The sequence below is a fragment of the Flavobacterium resistens genome (assembly GCF_900182645.1).
Lineage (GTDB): Bacteria > Bacteroidota > Bacteroidia > Flavobacteriales > Flavobacteriaceae > Flavobacterium > Flavobacterium resistens.
The window spans coordinates 378,463-394,672 of sequence record NZ_FXTA01000002.1 but is presented as its reverse complement, the minus strand read 5'-3'; the positions used below and the strand labels follow the sequence as shown (position 1 = coordinate 394,672).

Below are 16,210 nucleotides of genomic sequence, written 5' to 3'. Positions count from 1 at the left end.
AAAAAAGTAGTATGCATGCATATTTTTAACATTAAAATTTTACATTCTATTAAATTTTAACTGTTAAATTTTTAGTTCAGTTTAAAATTGATTTGCATTTTCTCCAATTCCTGTAATAACTCAGCAGAAATTTTGATTTTTAATCGTCGGCTTGGCATGCTTAATTTAGTCACAACTTTGACTTCTTCGACCTCTTTTACTTCCTGCATTTTAGCTTCTCCTGCGCTTACTTCATTATCATCATTATCATCTTCAAAAACAGCATTTTCGTCATCTTCAAATTCACTTGTTGTTTCAACTTCAACGAGACGTTTTATATTTTCAATTTCCATAATCTCAAAACTCACAGTATTATCGCCTTTATTTTCATTAAATAAATGACTTAATTTATGAATGAATTCTGATTGGAGATCTTTAATATTCAATAATACAATCAATTTTTTAGCGAAAGCCTCCAAAATATCCTGCAATTGACGAATCTCAACAAACTGCATTCTCGGATCTGATTTTTTTCCTGTGTCATGATTTACCCAACCATCTTTTATCAAAATTTTGAGGTATGCAAAATTATTCTGAATCAAGAAATGGCGGAACTTTAAGTATTCTTCTCCAAAAATTTTAAACTCATAACTTTCGTCATATCCTTCAAGATTGAATACCGCCCAGCCTTTTCCGTTTTTAGCAACTCGATGTTGTACGTTGTTAATGATTCCGGCGAAGTTTAAATTTTTACCTACATATTCGTTCATACTTTTCAAGGCTTCTAAACGAGCATTGCAGAAGTATTTCATCTCAAACCTAAAATCGTCCAATGGATGTCCGGAAATGTAGATTCCGACAACTTCTTTTTCTTTCGCTAGTTTTTCCATCGTGCTCCAATCTTCGCATGGAGGCACGACTGGTTCAGCGATTTGTACTTCACTAGTTTCTCCAAACAAACTTACCTGAGACGAGTTTTCATTTTCCTGAAATTTCGATCCGTAACGCATCGCTTTTTCGTAGAATGTAATTCCGTCACCGTCGTCGTGGAAATATTGTGCTCTTGTTGTTCCTTCGAAGGAGTCAAAACCTCCGGCAAGTGCCAAATTCTCAATTGCTTTTTTGTTGGCCGCACGCAAATCAATTCGTTTAGCCAAATCAAAAATCGATTTATATCTTCCGTCTTTTCTATTTTCTACAATGGTTTCTACAGCTCCAGAACCAACACCTTTAATCGCTCCCATTCCGAAACGAACGGCATAATCATCGTTTACGGTAAATTTATAGTACGATTCATTTACGTCTGGACCCAAAACCTGTAATCCCATACGTTTACATTCTTCCATGAAGAAAGAAACTTGTTTGATATCGTTCATGTTATTCGAAAGTACCGCAGCCATGTATTCGGCAGGATAATGCGCTTTCAAATAAGCCGTTTGATAGGCAATCCAGGCATAACAAGTCGAGTGCGATTTGTTGAAGGCGTAACTCGCAAAGGCTTCCCAGTCTTTCCAAATTTTCTCCAGAACTTTGGCATCGTGACCTTTTGCAGCCGCTTGTTCAACAAACTTTGGCTTCATTTTATCTAGTACATCTTTTTGTTTCTTACCCATCGCTTTACGCAAGACGTCGGCCTCACCCTTTGTAAATCCTGCCAAAGACTGAGACAAAAGCATTACCTGCTCCTGGTAAACTGTAATTCCGTAGGTTTCTGATAAATATTCGGCACAGGCATCTAAATCGTATTTGATTTCCTCATCACCATTTTTTCTTCGAACGAAAGACGGAATATACTCCAAAGGTCCCGGACGATAAAGTGCATTCATGGCAATTAAATCTCCGAAAACTGTTGGCTTAAGATCTTTCATGTATTTCTGCATCCCGGGTGACTCATATTGGAAGATTCCAACGGTTTCACCTCTTTGGAAAAGTGCATACGTTTCTTCATCATCAATTGGAAACGTGTCTGGATCCAGATCAATATTTGTTCTGTATTTTACCAGTTTTACGGTATCTTTTATCAACGTCAGGGTCTTCAGACCCAAGAAGTCCATTTTCAGCAATCCGGCACTTTCTGCAACCGAGTTATCAAACTGTGTTACATATAAATCGGAATCTTTTGCTGTCGTTACGGGAACGTAATTCGTAATATCCGATGGCGTAATGATAACCCCACAGGCGTGAATTCCCGTGTTACGCATCGATCCTTCAAGAATTTTTGCCTGCTGAATGGTTTCTCCCGCCAAATCATCTTCATTGGCAATCGCAATCAATTCTTTTACATTATCAAATTCGTCTGAACGAAGGGCTTTTTTAACTTCCTCTTCACTTTCTGAAATAAAACGCGCCAAATTCCATTTTGACGGCATCATTCCCGGAATCAATTTGGCAATTCTATCGGCTTCAAATAATGGTAAATCCAGTACACGCGCCGTATCACGAATTGCCGATTTGGTAGCCATTTTACCATACGTGATAATCTGCGCAACCTGTTTTTGACCGTATTTGTTGATTACATAATCCATTACACGACCACGACCCTCATCATCAAAGTCGATATCAATATCGGGCATGGATACACGGTCAGGATTTAGGAAACGCTCAAAAAGCAAATCGTATTTAATCGGGTCAATATTGGTAATTCCGAGACAGTATGCAACGGCAGAACCTGCTGCAGATCCACGGCCTGGACCTACGGATACATCCATTTTTCTGGCTTCGGCGATGAAATCCTGTACAATCAAAAAGTAACCTGGATATCCTGAATTCGAAATTGTAAGCAATTCAAAATCCAAACGTTCTTGGATAGATTCGGTAATTTCACCGTATCTTCTTTTAGCACCTTCCATAGTAAGATGGCGCAAGTACTTATTTTCACCACGAACACCTCCGTCAGCTTCATCCTCAGCAACTATAAATTCTTCCGGAATATCAAATTTTGGAAGCAATACATCACGGTAAAGTGAATATCCTTCGACTTTATCAATAACTTCCTGAATATTGATAATGGCTTCTGGTAAATCGGCGAAGAGTTTTTTCATCTCTGCTTCCGACTTGAAATAATATTCCTGATTTGGAAGTCCGTAGCGATAGCCACGTCCACGCCCAATAGGTGTTGCCTGCTTTTCACCGTCTTTTACACAAAGTAAAATATCGTGCGCATTGGCATCTTCTTTATTTAAATAATAGGTATTGTTAGTTGCAATTAATTTGACATTGTGTTTTTGCGAAAATTCAATCAGGGTTTTGTTTACACGATTTTCATCTTCCTGATTATGGCGCATTACTTCCAGATAGAAATCTTCACCAAATTGTTCTTTCCACCAAATCAAAGCTTCTTCGGCTTGGTTTTCACCAATGTTCAGGATTTTACTCGGAATTTCTCCGTATAAATTCCCAGACAACACCATGATATCTTCTTTATATTGCTCGACAATCTTTCGATCAATTCTCGGAACATAATAAAATCCGTCTGTATAAGCAATCGAAGCCATTTTAGCCAAATTGTGATAACCGGCTTTGTTTTTAGCCATTAAAACAACCTGATAACCGTTGTCTTTTTTGCTTTTATCTAAATGATTTTCGCAGATATTAAATTCACATCCTACAATTGGTTTTACTTCGGTTTCTGTTGGTTCCTCTCCCGCTTCGACTAAAGCTTTATTTTTTCCAGAAGCCGCTTTATTATGGTTCATAACGGCACTCACAAAATGGAAAGCTCCCATCATGTTTCCAGTATCGGTCATAGCAACGGCAGGCATTCCGTTTTTGGCTGCAGCCGCAACAATATTCCCAATTCCGATAGTCGATTGAAGTACCGAAAACTGTGTATGATTGTGCAAATGCGCAAATTTTGCTGCTTTGAAATCAGCTTTATCTTCTTCAGAAACAACTGTCTCTTTACCTTCTCCAGCTAAAGCTTTAAGTTGTTCTCTGATTTTATCAGAAGCTGCTTTTAAATTGATGTGTTTTAAACCAATAAGCTTAAACGGCTCCGCATTTCTTTCCTGAAAATTTTTGAAATATTCCTTCGGAACGTCTAATTCTTCTTTGGTAAAAACCTCTCTTCTAACCAATTCCAAGAAACAACGCGTGGTTGCCTCAACGTCGGCAGTTGCGTTGTGCGCTTCCGCGAATGGCTGATCGAAAAGATAGCTGTGTAATTCGGTCAAAGTTGGAAGTTTGAATTTTCCCCCACGACCTCCAGGAAGCTGCAATAACGAAGCCGTAACTTCGGTACAAGTATCCAGAACGGGCATTGAACTCATTTGAGATTCCACTCCCATTCTATGGAATTCGGCTCCCATAATATTAACGTCGAAACCTAAATTTTGTCCAACAATAAATTTGGTTTTGCTTAAAGCGATATTGAATTTCTCTAAAACTTCGGCCAGCGCGATTCCATCAGCTTCCGCTAATTCAGTAGAAATTCCGTGAATACGTTCGGCATCATACGGAATATTAAATCCTTCTGGTTTTACCAAATAATCCTGATGTTCGATAAGCTGTCCCATTTCGTCATGAAGCTGCCACGCAATCTGTATACAGCGCGGCCAGTTATCTGAATCGGTTATCGGGGCATCCCAGCGTTTTGGTAATCCGGTTGTTTCGGTATCGAATATTAAATACATAGAGTTGTAAAAAGTCAAATTTTAAAGTTCCAAATTCCAAATCTTACACATTGCAAAACATTGACAACATGAAACATAACAAAATGCGAAATGAAAAATCGGAGGAATTCAAATTTACGCTTTTTTTACAGAAATAACGAAACTAAAGTTGTTAACAAAAGCATCCAATAAAACTATCAAATGCAATTCTTAAAATTTTAAACACATAGAAACATAGATCTCAGTTTTATAAAAAGAAGCCTAAAAAAAATCTAGATTTTTAACACATAGTCCTGATAGCTATCGGGATGTATTTTAAAAAGTGAAACGCCTTTTTCATAATTACAAATCTTATGTTTCTATGTGTTAAAATAACTATATCCAAAGTCCTTCATCCTAAAAAACTCCGATTATTCATTTTGGATACTCATTAGACCAAAATGAACACTTTTAAGCTGCAGTGTATCCTGAACTTTGCTTCATCAAATTATAACAATTAAAAAAATAATAATCATGAAAACAATTTTTATCACAGGCGCATCATCAGGTTTAGGAAAAGCAACAGCAAAATTATTTCAAGCAAAAGGATGGAACGTAATCGCAACAATGAGAACTCCGGAAAAAGAAACAGAACTTTCTCAATTAAAAAACGTAACGCTTTTACCTTTAGACGTTACCAATTTTGATCAAATACAAAGTACGGTTCAAAAAGCGATTTCATTAAGCAATATTGATGTCGTTTTTAATAATGCTGGTTATGGATTGATTGGCCCTTTGGAAAGCTTTTCAGATGATCAAATCACAAAACAATTAAACACTAATTTATTGGGAACTATTCGTGTCACAAATGCTTTTATTCCTTATTTCAGAGAAAAAAGAAATGGATTATTTATCTCAACAACTTCTATCGGCGGATTGATTTCTTTTCCTTTAGGATCTGTTTATCACGCTACAAAATGGGGATTAGAAGGCTGGAGCGAAAGCATGGCGTTTGAACTAAATCAATTTGGAATAAACATTAAAACGGTTTCTCCAGGCGGAATTAAAACAGAATTTCTTCACGGTTCTCTTGATACCGGGGTTAAGCCAGAGTATGAAGCAATGGCAAACAAAATGTTTGAAAATGTAGATGTTATGTTTGAAATGGCATCAACACCAGAACAAATCGCCGATGTTGTTTACGAAGCTGCAACAGATGGAAAAACCAAACTAAGATATGTTGCCGGAGAAGACGCAAAAGCGCTTTATCAACAAAGACTGGAACAAGGCGACGAAGTTTTTCGTGCAGCATTCGGTAAACAGTTTTTAGGAGCATAATGAGTTAGATTTCTACCGTTTAGTTTTTTAAAACCTGAACGGTAGAAATCTTTTAATTTCATACTTTTATATCATGGAAAACAAGAAAAACAATCCTGCAAAAATTTCGTCTATATCACAGTTTCATGACCTGCTTAGACTGCCAAAACCACTTCATCCAATGGTTAGTTTGGTAGACAATACACAATTGGTCGTAAATGAAGATTTAGCCAACTATGCTTTTTTGCTTGATTTTTATAAAGTATCGTACAAGTTTTCTACCAATGGAAAAATGGGTTATGGACAAGGTTATTATGATTTTAATGAAGGCGGATTGATGTTTTCTTCTCCAAATCAGTTAATCTTTACTGAAAACGAAGAAGGTGCCGAATATGGTGGTTACACACTTCTATTTCATCCTGATTTTATTCGAAATTATCCTTTAGGAAAAAGCATCAAAAAATATGGTTTCTTTTCTTATGATACCAATGAAGCACTACATCTTTCTGACAGCGAAAAAACAACCATTTTAGGATTATTGAATAGTATTGAAAACGAGCTTCATACGGCGATTGACGAAATGAGCCAGGATGTAATTGTTTCTTATATAGATGTTTTGCTTAATTACAGTAATCGTTTCTACAAACGTCAATTCATTACCCGAAAAACGATTAGCAATGATTTATTGCTGAAAGTAGAAGATACTTTAAATGATTATTTCAATAATGCCGAAACGTTAAAAAGAGGATTGCCAACAGTCGATTTTCTTGCTTCACAAATCAATGTTTCCAGTCATTATTTAAGCGATATGCTTCGCAATTTAACTGGACAAAATGCACAACAGCATATTCATTCCAAACTAATTGAAAAATCAAAAGATTTCCTGATGACTACCAATCTTTCGGTGGCGGAAATTGCCTATCAATTAGGTTTTGAATATCCGCAATCGTTCAGTAAATTATTTAAAAAGAAAACGAGTCTTACGCCATTAGAATTTAAAAACTCGTTGAATTAATCTTCCAAACTATTATCTTCAAAAAATCAGTTTTTGCCTCAAAAAAACATAAAATTTCATAAAAATACACTTCTTGGATGTCGTAGTATTTAGATAGTTTATTGAATCTAAATAACGTCCGAAAAACTCCTTTAAAAGCTTTAAAAAACTCAAAAAGCGCACTTCCTGCAAAGAAATCAAAACTGATAATTATTACTATTTTTATTCAATTTGTTAGATTTTTTCAATTAAATTCTTATATTTTATAGTGATTTTGAGATAAATTTGCAAACTATTAAAACAAAAAACAATCAAAGAAAATTAAAGCCGAAAAAGAAAAACAAAGTCATTTTCTAAATCATTTTTCTGCCAAAATTTAACTTGCAAAAGCTTGTTGGCAATTTGTAATTCGGTTTGGGTATCGTATATAATGAAATATCGAAATTGACGCTTTTGTATCTTTTTTTACTTTTGTTTTGCTATTATAATGAACAGGAAATTGCTGTGGTTATAGAAATTACAATTAAAAAAAATAAAAAATGAGTAAGACATTATTTGACAAAGTATGGGATTCACATGTAGTGCGTAAAATTGAAGATGGACCAGATGTGTTTTTTATTGACCGCCATTTCATTCATGAAGTTACGAGTCCTGTTGCTTTTTTAGGATTAAAATCAAGAGGCGTTAACGTTTTATACCCACAACGTACTTTTGCTACTGCCGACCACAATACACCAACTATAAACCAACATTTACCAGTTCAAGATCCGCTTTCTGCTAATCAACTTCAAGCTCTTGAAGACAATGCTAATGAATACGGAATCTCTCACTGGGGATTAGGTCACCAAAAAAATGGTATTGTACACGTAGTTGGTCCTGAAAACGGAATTACTTTGCCAGGTGCTACTATTGTATGTGGAGATTCTCATACGTCTACTCACGGTGCTTTTGGAGCTATTGCTTTTGGTATCGGAACATCTGAGGTTGAAATGGTGCTTTCTACACAATGTATTATGCAACCAAAACCAAAGAAAATGCGTATCAACGTAAATGGTCAATTAAGCAAAGGTGTTGGTCCAAAAGACGTTGCACTTTATATTATTGCTCAGTTGACTACTTCTGGAGGAACAGGATATTTTGTTGAATACGCTGGTGATGTTTTTGAAAACATGACTATGGAGGGCCGTATGACAGTTTGTAATTTAAGTATCGAAATGGGTGCTCGTGGAGGAATGATTGCTCCTGACCAAACAACTTTCGATTTCCTTGAAGGAAGACTTTATGCTCCAAAAGGAGAAGCTTGGACAAAAGCTGTTGAATATTGGAAAACTTTAAAAACTGATGCTGATGCTGTGTTTGATGCAGAATTAAACATCAAAGCTGAAGATATCGAACCAATGATTACTTATGGTACAAACCCTGGAATGGGAATTGGTATCACAAAACATATCCCAAGTGCAAACCAAGTTGAAGGTGGTGAGGAAACTTACAAAAAATCTTTGGCTTACATGGGCTTCCACGAAGACGACGTAATGATTGGAAAACAAATCGATTATGTTTTCTTAGGAAGTTGTACAAACGGACGTATTGAAGATTTTAGAGCTTTCGCCGAAATTGTAAAAGGAAGAAAAAAAGCAGATAATGTTACGGCTTGGTTAGTTCCGGGTTCTCACGTTGTTGAAGCACAGATTAAAGAAGAAGGAATTTTAGATATTCTAACGGAAGCTGGTTTTGTATTACGTCAGCCTGGTTGTTCTGCTTGTTTAGCAATGAACGATGATAAAGTTCCTGCTGGAAAATATGCGGTAAGTACTTCAAACAGAAACTTTGAAGGCCGTCAAGGTCCTGGTTCAAGAACGCTTCTAGCAAGTCCAATTATGGCTGCTGCAGCTGCTGTTACAGGAAAACTGACAGATCCAAGGGAATTATTCTAATTCCTGCTGTAAGCTTTAAGCAATAGGCTTTAAGCTTTTAACAGCATCTTAAAAAGGCTCACAGCTTATAGCTTAAAGCCTAAAGCAATTAAAAATAAACACTGTGGGAAAAGCCTAAAGCTTACAGCCTACAGCCTAAAGCAAAAAAAATGGCATACGATAAATTTACTATACTTACCAGCAGTGCAGTGCCACTGCCAATTGAAAACGTTGATACAGATCAAATCATTCCAGCTCGTTTCCTGAAAGCTACAAAACGTGAAGGTTTTGGAGACAACCTTTTTAGAGATTGGAGATACAACGGAGACGATACTCCAAAAGCTGATTTCGTTTTAAACGATGCTACTTACTCTGGACAAATCTTAGTTGGAGGAAAAAACTTTGGTTCTGGATCTTCAAGAGAGCACGCTGCGTGGGCAGTTTACGATTACGGATTTAGAGCTGTAGTTTCTAGTTTCTTCGCAGATATCTTTAAAGGAAACTGTTTGAATATTGGTGTTTTGCCAGTACAAATCAGCCCTGAATTTGCTGAAACTATTTTCAAAGCAATCGAAGCTGATCCTAAAACAGAATTAGAAATCAATCTTCCAAACCAAACGATTACTTTATTGGCAACTGGTCAACAAGAATCTTTTGCTATCAACGGATACAAAAAGAACAATATGATCAATGGTTTTGACGACATTGATTATTTACAAGATATGAAGGAAGATATTAAAGCTTTTGCTGACAAACTTCCTTACTAAACACAACCAACTCTAACGCAGTTACGCAAGTTTCAACCTTATAGTTGGACTTCGTAACTGCTTTTAATTTAATTCTGATAAAAATCTTTAAGATGAATGACAACAGCATTGTTTTACCAAAATTTTATTCGGAAATCAAAAGTGATTCTGAGAAAATTTCGTTTTCAATGCCGTCCGATTTACAGACAGGAAGTTTTCTTAGAACATTGTCAGCAACAAAAAAAAACGGTCATTTTCTTGAATTAGGAACCGGAACAGGATTATCACTTGCGTGGATGATTGAAGGGATGAGTGAAAATTCGAATTTGATTTCGATTGACAATTCTTCAGAATATCAAAACATTGCAAAAAAGTATTTTCAAAAATCAAACATTTCATTGATTTGTGACGATGCTGAAAAATGGATTTTAGAATACAAAGGCAAAAAATTCGATTTAATTTTTGCCGATGCCTGGCCAGGTAAATATGCAGTTTTAGAAGAAACATTGCAATTATTAAATCCAGGCGGAATTTATTTGATTGATGATATGTTGCCACAAAAAAACTGGCCAGCAAATCATGATAAAAATGTCGAAAAACTTGTTCAGGAATTAGAAAGTAGAACCGATATTCAATTAACAAAAATGTGTTGGTCAACAGGTTTAATTCTGATCACAAAAATATAAGACATTAAGATTACACATGCTTATTATAAAAAGCAAACAATATAATAATGGAAAAAAGAAAAATTGAAATAATGGATACGACGCTCCGTGATGGTGAACAAACCTCAGGAGTATCTTTTTCTGCTGCAGAAAAACTGACCATTGCACAATTATTGTTGGAGGAATTAAATATTGATAGAATCGAAATTGCTTCGGCACGTGTGAGCGAAGGAGAATTTCAGGCCGTAAAAGGCATTACTTCTTGGGCCGAAGAAAGAGGCTACATTAACCGAATTGAAGTTTTATCTTTTGTTGATGGAGGAGTTTCCATTGATTGGATGAAAAAAGCCGGCGCCAAAGTACAAAATTTGTTGACGAAAGGTTCAATGAATCACTTAACACATCAATTAAAAAAAACTCCTGAACAGCATTTTTCTGAAATCGCTCAAATTATTGCTTTAGCAAAAGAAAATAATATTGAAACCAATGTTTACTTAGAAGATTGGAGTAACGGAATGCGAAATTCTCCAGACTATGTTTTCCAATTTCTGGATTTCTTGTCTACGCAGCCAATCAAAAGAATTTTACTTCCAGATACTTTAGGTGTTTTGATTCCGTCTTTAGCTTTTGAATTTATTTCAAAAATCAGAGCAAAATATCCAACCATTCATTTTGATTTCCATGCACACAACGATTACGACTTAAGTGTTGCGAATGTTATGGAAGCTATAAAAGCCGGTATCAACGGACTTCACGTAACGGTAAACGGAATGGGAGAACGCGCTGGAAATGCACCACTTGAAAGTACTGTCGCAGTTATAAACGATTATTTACCAGAAGTTAGCATCAATATCAAAGAAACATCTTTGTATTCTGTAAGCAAACTGGTGGAAACTTTTACAGGATATAGAATTCCTGCTAATAAACCAATTGTCGGTGATAATGTCTTTACACAAACTGCCGGAATCCATGCTGACGGAGACAATAAAAACAATTTATATTTTAATGATTTACTTCCGGAACGTTTTGGAAGAAAAAGAAAATACGCTCTCGGAAAAACTTCTGGAAAAGCCAATATCGAGAAAAATCTTCAGGAACTAGGTTTGAAACTAAATCAGGAAGATTTGAAATTGGTTACTCAAAGAATTATCGAATTGGGCGACAAAAAGGAAACCGTTACTAAAGAAGATCTTCCATACATTATTTCAGATGTTTTGGACAGTCATACTTACGAAGAAAAAATTACTATTGTATCGTATATGTTGGTTCATTCTAAAGGAATGCGACCATCAACTACTTTATCCTTAAATCTAAACGGAGAAATAATTGAAGAAAATGCACAAGGAGACGGTCAATTTGATGCTTTTATGAATGCTTTGTCCAAGATTTACAAAAGCAAAAAACTAACGCTTCCAAAATTAATTGATTATGCAGTTAGAATCCCGCCAGGAAGTAGCTCTGACGCTTTATGCGAAACGATTATAACCTGGACAAACAACGGAAAAGAATTTAAAACAAGAGGATTAGATTCAGATCAAACCGTTGCTGCTATTATTGCAACACAGAAAATGTTGAATGTAATAGCCTAAGGTTCTAAGATGCTAAGATTCAAGTTACTAAGATTTTTTTCTTTGAACTTAAAATCGAAGCAACTCAGAATCTTAAAAAAATAAAATTAAGCCACTAAGAAGAAAAACTTAGAACCTTAGCAACTTAGAATCTTAGAACCTTTTTAAAAAATAAAAATGAAATTAAACATAGCCCTTTTAGCCGGAGACGGAATCGGACCAGAAGTAATAAATGAAGCTGTAAAAGTATCTGATGCTATTGCAAAAAAATTCAATCACGAAATAACTTGGACTCCTGCTTTGACTGGAGCTTGCGCAATTGATGCAGTTGGAGTTCCTTATCCAGATGAAACGCACGAAATTTGTATGAAAGCCGATGCAGTTTTATTTGGAGCAATCGGTCACCCAAAATACGATAACGATCCAAGCGCACCAGTTCGTCCGGAACAAGGTTTATTGTTGATGCGTAAAAAATTAGGTTTATTTGCTAACGTACGTCCAACGTTTACTTTCCCTTCTTTAATTGACAATTCTCCTTTAAAAAGAGAAAGAATCGAAGGAACTGATTTGGTTTTCTTAAGAGAACTAACAGGCGGAATTTACTTTGGTGAAAAAGGAAGAAAAGATGGCGGAGAAACTGCTTTCGATAATTGTGTTTATACAAGAGCTGAAGTACAGCGTTTAGCTAAAAAAGGTTTTGAATTAGCGATGACACGTAGCAAAAAATTATGTTGCGTTGATAAAGCAAACGTTTTGGAAACTTCACGTTTATGGAGAGAAACAGTTCAGGCAATGGAAAAAGATTATCCGGAAGTTACGGTTTCTTACGAATTTGTTGACGCTGTTGCAATGCGTTTGGTTCAATGGCCAAACTCTTATGATGTATTAATTACGGAGAATTTATTTGGAGATATTTTAACTGACGAAGCTTCTGTAATTTCTGGCTCAATGGGATTAATGCCTTCCGCTTCTGTTGGAGAGCACACTTCATTATACGAACCAATTCACGGATCTTACCCACAAGCAACAGGATTAAATATTGCTAATCCTTTAGCAACTATTTTATCTGCAGCCATGATGTTCGAAGATGCATTTGGATTAAAAGCTGAAGCTGACGCTATCAGAGCTGTTGTAAACAAATCTTTATCAGAAGGTGTGGTTACGGAAGATTTAGCTTCAAAAGGAGCAAAAGCTTATAAAACAAGCGAAGTTGGAGACTGGCTTGTAGCGAATTTATAATTTATTTTTTTGTTTCAGGTTTCAAGTTGTTGCAATGTGAAACCTGAAACTTGAAACAAAAATTTACCACAAAAAAAGGGATCAATTTTCATTGATCCCTTTATATATTTAGAAAAAAATATTAATATCCTCCTCTGTTACCACCACGGTCATTTCCACCACGGTTGTTTCCGTAACCTCCGCGAGAATCACCTCCACGGTTGTTATTGAAGCTTCTTCTTTCACCTTCAGGTTTTGGTTCAGATTTATTAACAACAATTGAACGACCTTGAACAGTAGCACCGTTCAATTCATCAATTGCTTTTTGAGCTTCCGCATCGTTTGGCATCTCTACGAAACCAAAACCTTTGCTTCTTCCAGTAAATTTATCAGTGATAATTTTAACTGAATCTACTGCTCCATAAGCCTCGAAAGACTCTCTTAAATCTGCTTCCTCAATACTGAATGGAAGGCTTCCAACAAAAATGTTCATATGTACTTATTTATAATATGTAGCAAATGTAGTCTTATTTTTCTGTAATCTACTATATATTAGTTTATTTATGTTTTTATTTAGATTTCAAAACCTATAGCAACAAAACCAAATAAACTTTAAACAAAAAACTTAAAATAATGCACTTGGGCCAATTGGAACTTTGTAAAAAACACCTTCTGTAAAATTAACTTTCGGATTATCAACATCCGTAGTATTCGAATTTATGGCAGTAAATTTAAATGTACCCGAAACAGTATTGTTTTCAGCATCATAATCAGTAATTACAATTTGGCCGCTTCCTTTTTTTGTTCCCGTCGAAAAATCACTTAAACGTTCTGGAAAAGTATTTGCATAAGATGCTTTCGAAACATCATTTACACCTAAAATATACGTTTTTTCTAAATTAGAAGGCACTTGTAATGTAACTTTTTCATAACCTAAAGAACCTTCAATGATTAAATTACCATTTGTAGAAAAATAAGCTTTATGAGCGACAGCTCTCCAAAAAACATTGTCTTTTAAGCCTTGAAATGCGGGATTATTAAATTTTATATCTTCAGTACAAGAAGTAACAACAAAAAGAAGTGATAAAAAATAAAAGTATTTTTTCATGTTTCGTGGATTTGATGCAAAAGTATTGCATTTGAAATAAATATCTAAAATTTCAACTCAAAAACAATAAAAAAAGGACTGAATTTCTTCTTAAAAAGAATTAATACCTTTTAAAATGTTTAATTCATAAAAAAATTATATCTTTGCGCCCTTAATTAACAGAGGTCGAGTACCTCAAAATTTAATCATAAGATTATGTCAGTAAAAATTAGATTACAAAGACACGGTAAAAAAGGAAAACCTTTTTACTGGGTTGTAGCTGCAGATGCACGCTCAAAAAGAGATGGTAAATACTTAGAGAAAATCGGTACTTACAATCCAAACACTAACCCAGCAACTGTTGAGTTAAACCTTGACAGCGCAGTTAAATGGTTACACAATGGTGCTCAACCAACTGATACTGCAAGAGCTATCCTTTCTTACAAAGGTGCTTTATTGAAACACCACCTTGATGGAGGTATCCGTAAAGGAGCTTTAACTCAAGAACAAGCAGATGCTAAATTAGCAGCTTGGTTAGAGGCTAAAGCAGGAAAAGTTGATGCTAAAAAAGATGGTTTATCAAAAGCGCAAGCTGATGCTAAAGCAAAAGCTTTAAAAGCAGAAAAAGAAGTTAACGCTAAGCGTTTAGCTGCTGCAGCTCAGGCTGAAGCTGATGCTATCGCTGCTGCATCTGCTGCTGAGGCTACTGAAGAAGTTGCTGAAGTTGAAGCTGCAACTGAAGAAGCTCCGGCTGCTGAAGAGAATAACGAAACAACTGAAGCATAATTTTACTTAGCGATAATGCGTAAAGAAGAATGTTTTTATTTAGGTAAAATCGCTAAAAAATTTAGTTTCAAAGGTGAAGTTCTGATCTATTTAGACACAGACGAACCTGAGTTATACGAAAATCTGGAATCAGTGTTTGTTGAACACAACAAACACTTGGTTCCTTTTTTTATTGAAACAAGCTCTTTACACAAAGGCGACTTTTTAAGAGTTCGTTTTGAAGATGTAAATTCTGAAGAAGATGCAGACGCATTAGTTGGCAACTCCGTTTATCTTCCTTTAACAATGTTACCAAAACTTACCGGTAACAAATTTTATTTCCACGAAGTTATTGGTTTTGAAATCGAAGACCAACGCCTAGGTGTTTTTGGAAAAATAACTTCTATAAATGACTCATCTGCGCAACCACTTTTTGAAGTTTTAAACGGTGAAGTAGAAATTTTAGTTCCAATGATTGACCATTTCTTGGTGAAAATTGACCGAGAAAACAAAAAAGTAATCATGAACCTTCCTGAAGGTCTTGTGGAAATGTACTTATAAAAAATTTATTTGTTTAATCGGTTAATTATCTAATCGAAAATAAATACTTCTATTAAAATTCCTATTTATTCAATAAACTAACAATGTTTAAGTTTAAGCAATTTACAATAAATCAAGATCGTTGTGCAATGAAAGTTGGCACTGATGGTGTTTTACTTGGTGCATGGACCCCCGTTCATCACAATCCATTTAGTATTTTAGATATTGGTACAGGAACTGGAATTATTGCTTTGATGCTTTCACAAAGATGCAGTGCTGAACAAATTGATGCTCTTGAAATTGATGAAGACGCTTACGAACAAGCCGTTGAAAATTTCGAAAATTCTCCCTGGGGCGATCGTTTATTTTGTTTTCATGCTGGTTTAGATGAATTTACTGAAGAGCCGGAAGACGAATATGACCTGATTGTTTCCAATCCGCCATTTTATGCTGAAGATTATAAAACCGAAAATGAGCAACGTGATTTAGCAAGATTTCAAGATGCAATGCCTTTTGAAGAAATTGTTGAAGCTGCCGATTTATTACTTTCAGAAAACGGACTTTTAGCAATCATTATTCCTTTTAAAGAAGAAGAAAAATTTATCGCTCTAGCTAAAGAATCAGAATTGTTTCCAATAAAAATTACTCGCGTAAAAGGAACTCCAAAATCAGAAATCAAACGCAGTTTATTGGCTTTTAGCCGAAATGAAATTTCAGAAATTGAAATCGATGAATTAGTTATCGAAATCGATCGTCATGTTTATACTCCTGAATATATTGAGTTGACGAAGGATTTTTATTTGAAGATGTAGAAAAACCTTCATGCCTA

13 protein-coding genes are annotated in these 16,210 nt (G+C 35.3%); 10 read left to right on the top strand and 3 right to left on the bottom strand.

The genetic code is table 11. The annotated features are described in order from the left end of the window. Nucleotides 1-71: 71 nt before the first annotated feature. A complete protein-coding gene (gene dnaE / locus FN795_RS07780) occupies nucleotides 72-4,610 on the bottom strand; it encodes a DNA polymerase III subunit alpha (RefSeq protein ID WP_142450106.1) in 4,539 nt (1,512 codons plus the stop codon). Between the two features lie 492 nt (nucleotides 4,611-5,102). On the opposite strand from dnaE, the gene FN795_RS07775 reads away from it, so the two are divergent. The 7 genes from FN795_RS07775 (at nucleotide 5,103) to leuB (ending at nucleotide 13,010) form a co-directional block, all read left to right on the top strand. Further along, nucleotides 5,103-5,906: an SDR family oxidoreductase gene (locus FN795_RS07775; RefSeq protein ID WP_142450105.1), complete on the top strand. Its 804-nt coding sequence runs from the start codon at nucleotides 5,103-5,105 to the stop codon at nucleotides 5,904-5,906. Nucleotides 5,907-5,979: 73 nt separating this feature from the next. Then, a complete protein-coding gene (locus tag FN795_RS07770; RefSeq protein WP_142450104.1) occupies nucleotides 5,980-6,900 on the top strand; it encodes a helix-turn-helix domain-containing protein in 921 nt (306 codons plus the stop codon). Nucleotides 6,901-7,418: 518 nt separating this feature from the next. Further along, nucleotides 7,419-8,813 carry a 3-isopropylmalate dehydratase large subunit gene (gene leuC, locus FN795_RS07765; protein WP_035646080.1) on the top strand — a complete coding sequence of 465 codons (1,395 nt, stop codon included), beginning with the start codon at nucleotides 7,419-7,421 and terminating at the stop codon, nucleotides 8,811-8,813. A gap of 149 nt (nucleotides 8,814-8,962) precedes the next feature. Then, nucleotides 8,963-9,559 carry a 3-isopropylmalate dehydratase small subunit gene (leuD, locus tag FN795_RS07760; protein ID WP_142450103.1) on the top strand — a complete coding sequence of 199 codons (597 nt, stop codon included), beginning with the start codon at nucleotides 8,963-8,965 and terminating at the stop codon, nucleotides 9,557-9,559. 92 nt (nucleotides 9,560-9,651) lie between these two features. Then, a complete protein-coding gene (locus tag FN795_RS07755; RefSeq protein ID WP_142450102.1) occupies nucleotides 9,652-10,224 on the top strand; it encodes an O-methyltransferase in 573 nt (190 codons plus the stop codon). A gap of 47 nt (nucleotides 10,225-10,271) precedes the next feature. Beyond that, the gene (locus tag FN795_RS07750; RefSeq protein WP_142450101.1) at nucleotides 10,272-11,792 is read left to right on the top strand and encodes an alpha-isopropylmalate synthase regulatory domain-containing protein; all 1,521 of its coding nucleotides are present in this window, start codon (nucleotides 10,272-10,274) and stop codon (nucleotides 11,790-11,792) included. 156 nt (nucleotides 11,793-11,948) lie between these two features. Then, complete coding sequence (gene leuB / locus FN795_RS07745) at nucleotides 11,949-13,010, top strand: 3-isopropylmalate dehydrogenase (protein WP_035646087.1); 1,062 nt, start codon at nucleotides 11,949-11,951, stop codon at nucleotides 13,008-13,010. A 121-nt stretch (nucleotides 13,011-13,131) separates the two neighbouring features. Here leuB and FN795_RS07740 read toward each other — a convergent pair whose 3' ends face one another. Beyond that, nucleotides 13,132-13,482 carry an RNA recognition motif domain-containing protein gene (locus FN795_RS07740; RefSeq protein ID WP_035646091.1) on the bottom strand — a complete coding sequence of 117 codons (351 nt, stop codon included), beginning with the start codon at nucleotides 13,480-13,482 and terminating at the stop codon, nucleotides 13,132-13,134. Between the two features lie 132 nt (nucleotides 13,483-13,614). Further along, the gene (locus tag FN795_RS07735) at nucleotides 13,615-14,097 is read right to left on the bottom strand and encodes a DUF6252 family protein (RefSeq protein ID WP_142450100.1); all 483 of its coding nucleotides are present in this window, start codon (nucleotides 14,095-14,097) and stop codon (nucleotides 13,615-13,617) included. A gap of 195 nt (nucleotides 14,098-14,292) precedes the next feature. On the opposite strand from FN795_RS07735, the gene FN795_RS07730 reads away from it, so the two are divergent. The 3 genes from FN795_RS07730 (at nucleotide 14,293) to FN795_RS07720 (ending at nucleotide 16,193) form a co-directional block, all read left to right on the top strand. Then, nucleotides 14,293-14,862 (top strand): 30S ribosomal protein S16, encoded by a 570-nt coding sequence (locus FN795_RS07730; protein WP_035646095.1) that lies wholly within the window; start codon nucleotides 14,293-14,295, stop codon nucleotides 14,860-14,862. 15 nt (nucleotides 14,863-14,877) lie between these two features. Next, nucleotides 14,878-15,402, top strand: a complete 525-nt coding sequence (gene rimM, locus FN795_RS07725) for a ribosome maturation factor RimM (protein ID WP_142450099.1) — start codon at nucleotides 14,878-14,880, stop codon at nucleotides 15,400-15,402. Nucleotides 15,403-15,485: 83 nt separating this feature from the next. Beyond that, nucleotides 15,486-16,193 carry a tRNA1(Val) (adenine(37)-N6)-methyltransferase gene (locus tag FN795_RS07720; RefSeq protein ID WP_142450098.1) on the top strand — a complete coding sequence of 236 codons (708 nt, stop codon included), beginning with the start codon at nucleotides 15,486-15,488 and terminating at the stop codon, nucleotides 16,191-16,193. The last annotated feature ends 17 nt before the right edge of the window (nucleotides 16,194-16,210 follow it).

Bases quoted from the DNA above. Each gene is read 5' to 3' on its own strand.
- leuD (WP_142450103.1), top strand. From the start codon at position 8,963: ATGGCATACGATAAATTTACTATACTTACCAGCAGTGCAGTGCCACTG.
- FN795_RS07770 (WP_142450104.1), top strand. From the start codon at position 5,980: ATGGAAAACAAGAAAAACAATCCTGCAAAAATTTCGTCTATATCACAG.
- leuC (WP_035646080.1), top strand. From the start codon at position 7,419: ATGAGTAAGACATTATTTGACAAAGTATGGGATTCACATGTAGTGCGT.
- rimM (WP_142450099.1), top strand. From the start codon at position 14,878: ATGCGTAAAGAAGAATGTTTTTATTTAGGTAAAATCGCTAAAAAATTT.
- FN795_RS07775 (WP_142450105.1), top strand. From the start codon at position 5,103: ATGAAAACAATTTTTATCACAGGCGCATCATCAGGTTTAGGAAAAGCA.
- FN795_RS07735 (WP_142450100.1), bottom strand. From the start codon at position 14,097: ATGAAAAAATACTTTTATTTTTTATCACTTCTTTTTGTTGTTACTTCT.
- FN795_RS07755 (WP_142450102.1), top strand. From the start codon at position 9,652: ATGAATGACAACAGCATTGTTTTACCAAAATTTTATTCGGAAATCAAA.
- dnaE (WP_142450106.1), bottom strand. From the start codon at position 4,610: ATGTATTTAATATTCGATACCGAAACAACCGGATTACCAAAACGCTGG.
- leuB (WP_035646087.1), top strand. From the start codon at position 11,949: ATGAAATTAAACATAGCCCTTTTAGCCGGAGACGGAATCGGACCAGAA.
- FN795_RS07740 (WP_035646091.1), bottom strand. From the start codon at position 13,482: ATGAACATTTTTGTTGGAAGCCTTCCATTCAGTATTGAGGAAGCAGAT.
- FN795_RS07750 (WP_142450101.1), top strand. From the start codon at position 10,272: ATGGAAAAAAGAAAAATTGAAATAATGGATACGACGCTCCGTGATGGT.
- FN795_RS07730 (WP_035646095.1), top strand. From the start codon at position 14,293: ATGTCAGTAAAAATTAGATTACAAAGACACGGTAAAAAAGGAAAACCT.
- FN795_RS07720 (WP_142450098.1), top strand. From the start codon at position 15,486: ATGTTTAAGTTTAAGCAATTTACAATAAATCAAGATCGTTGTGCAATG.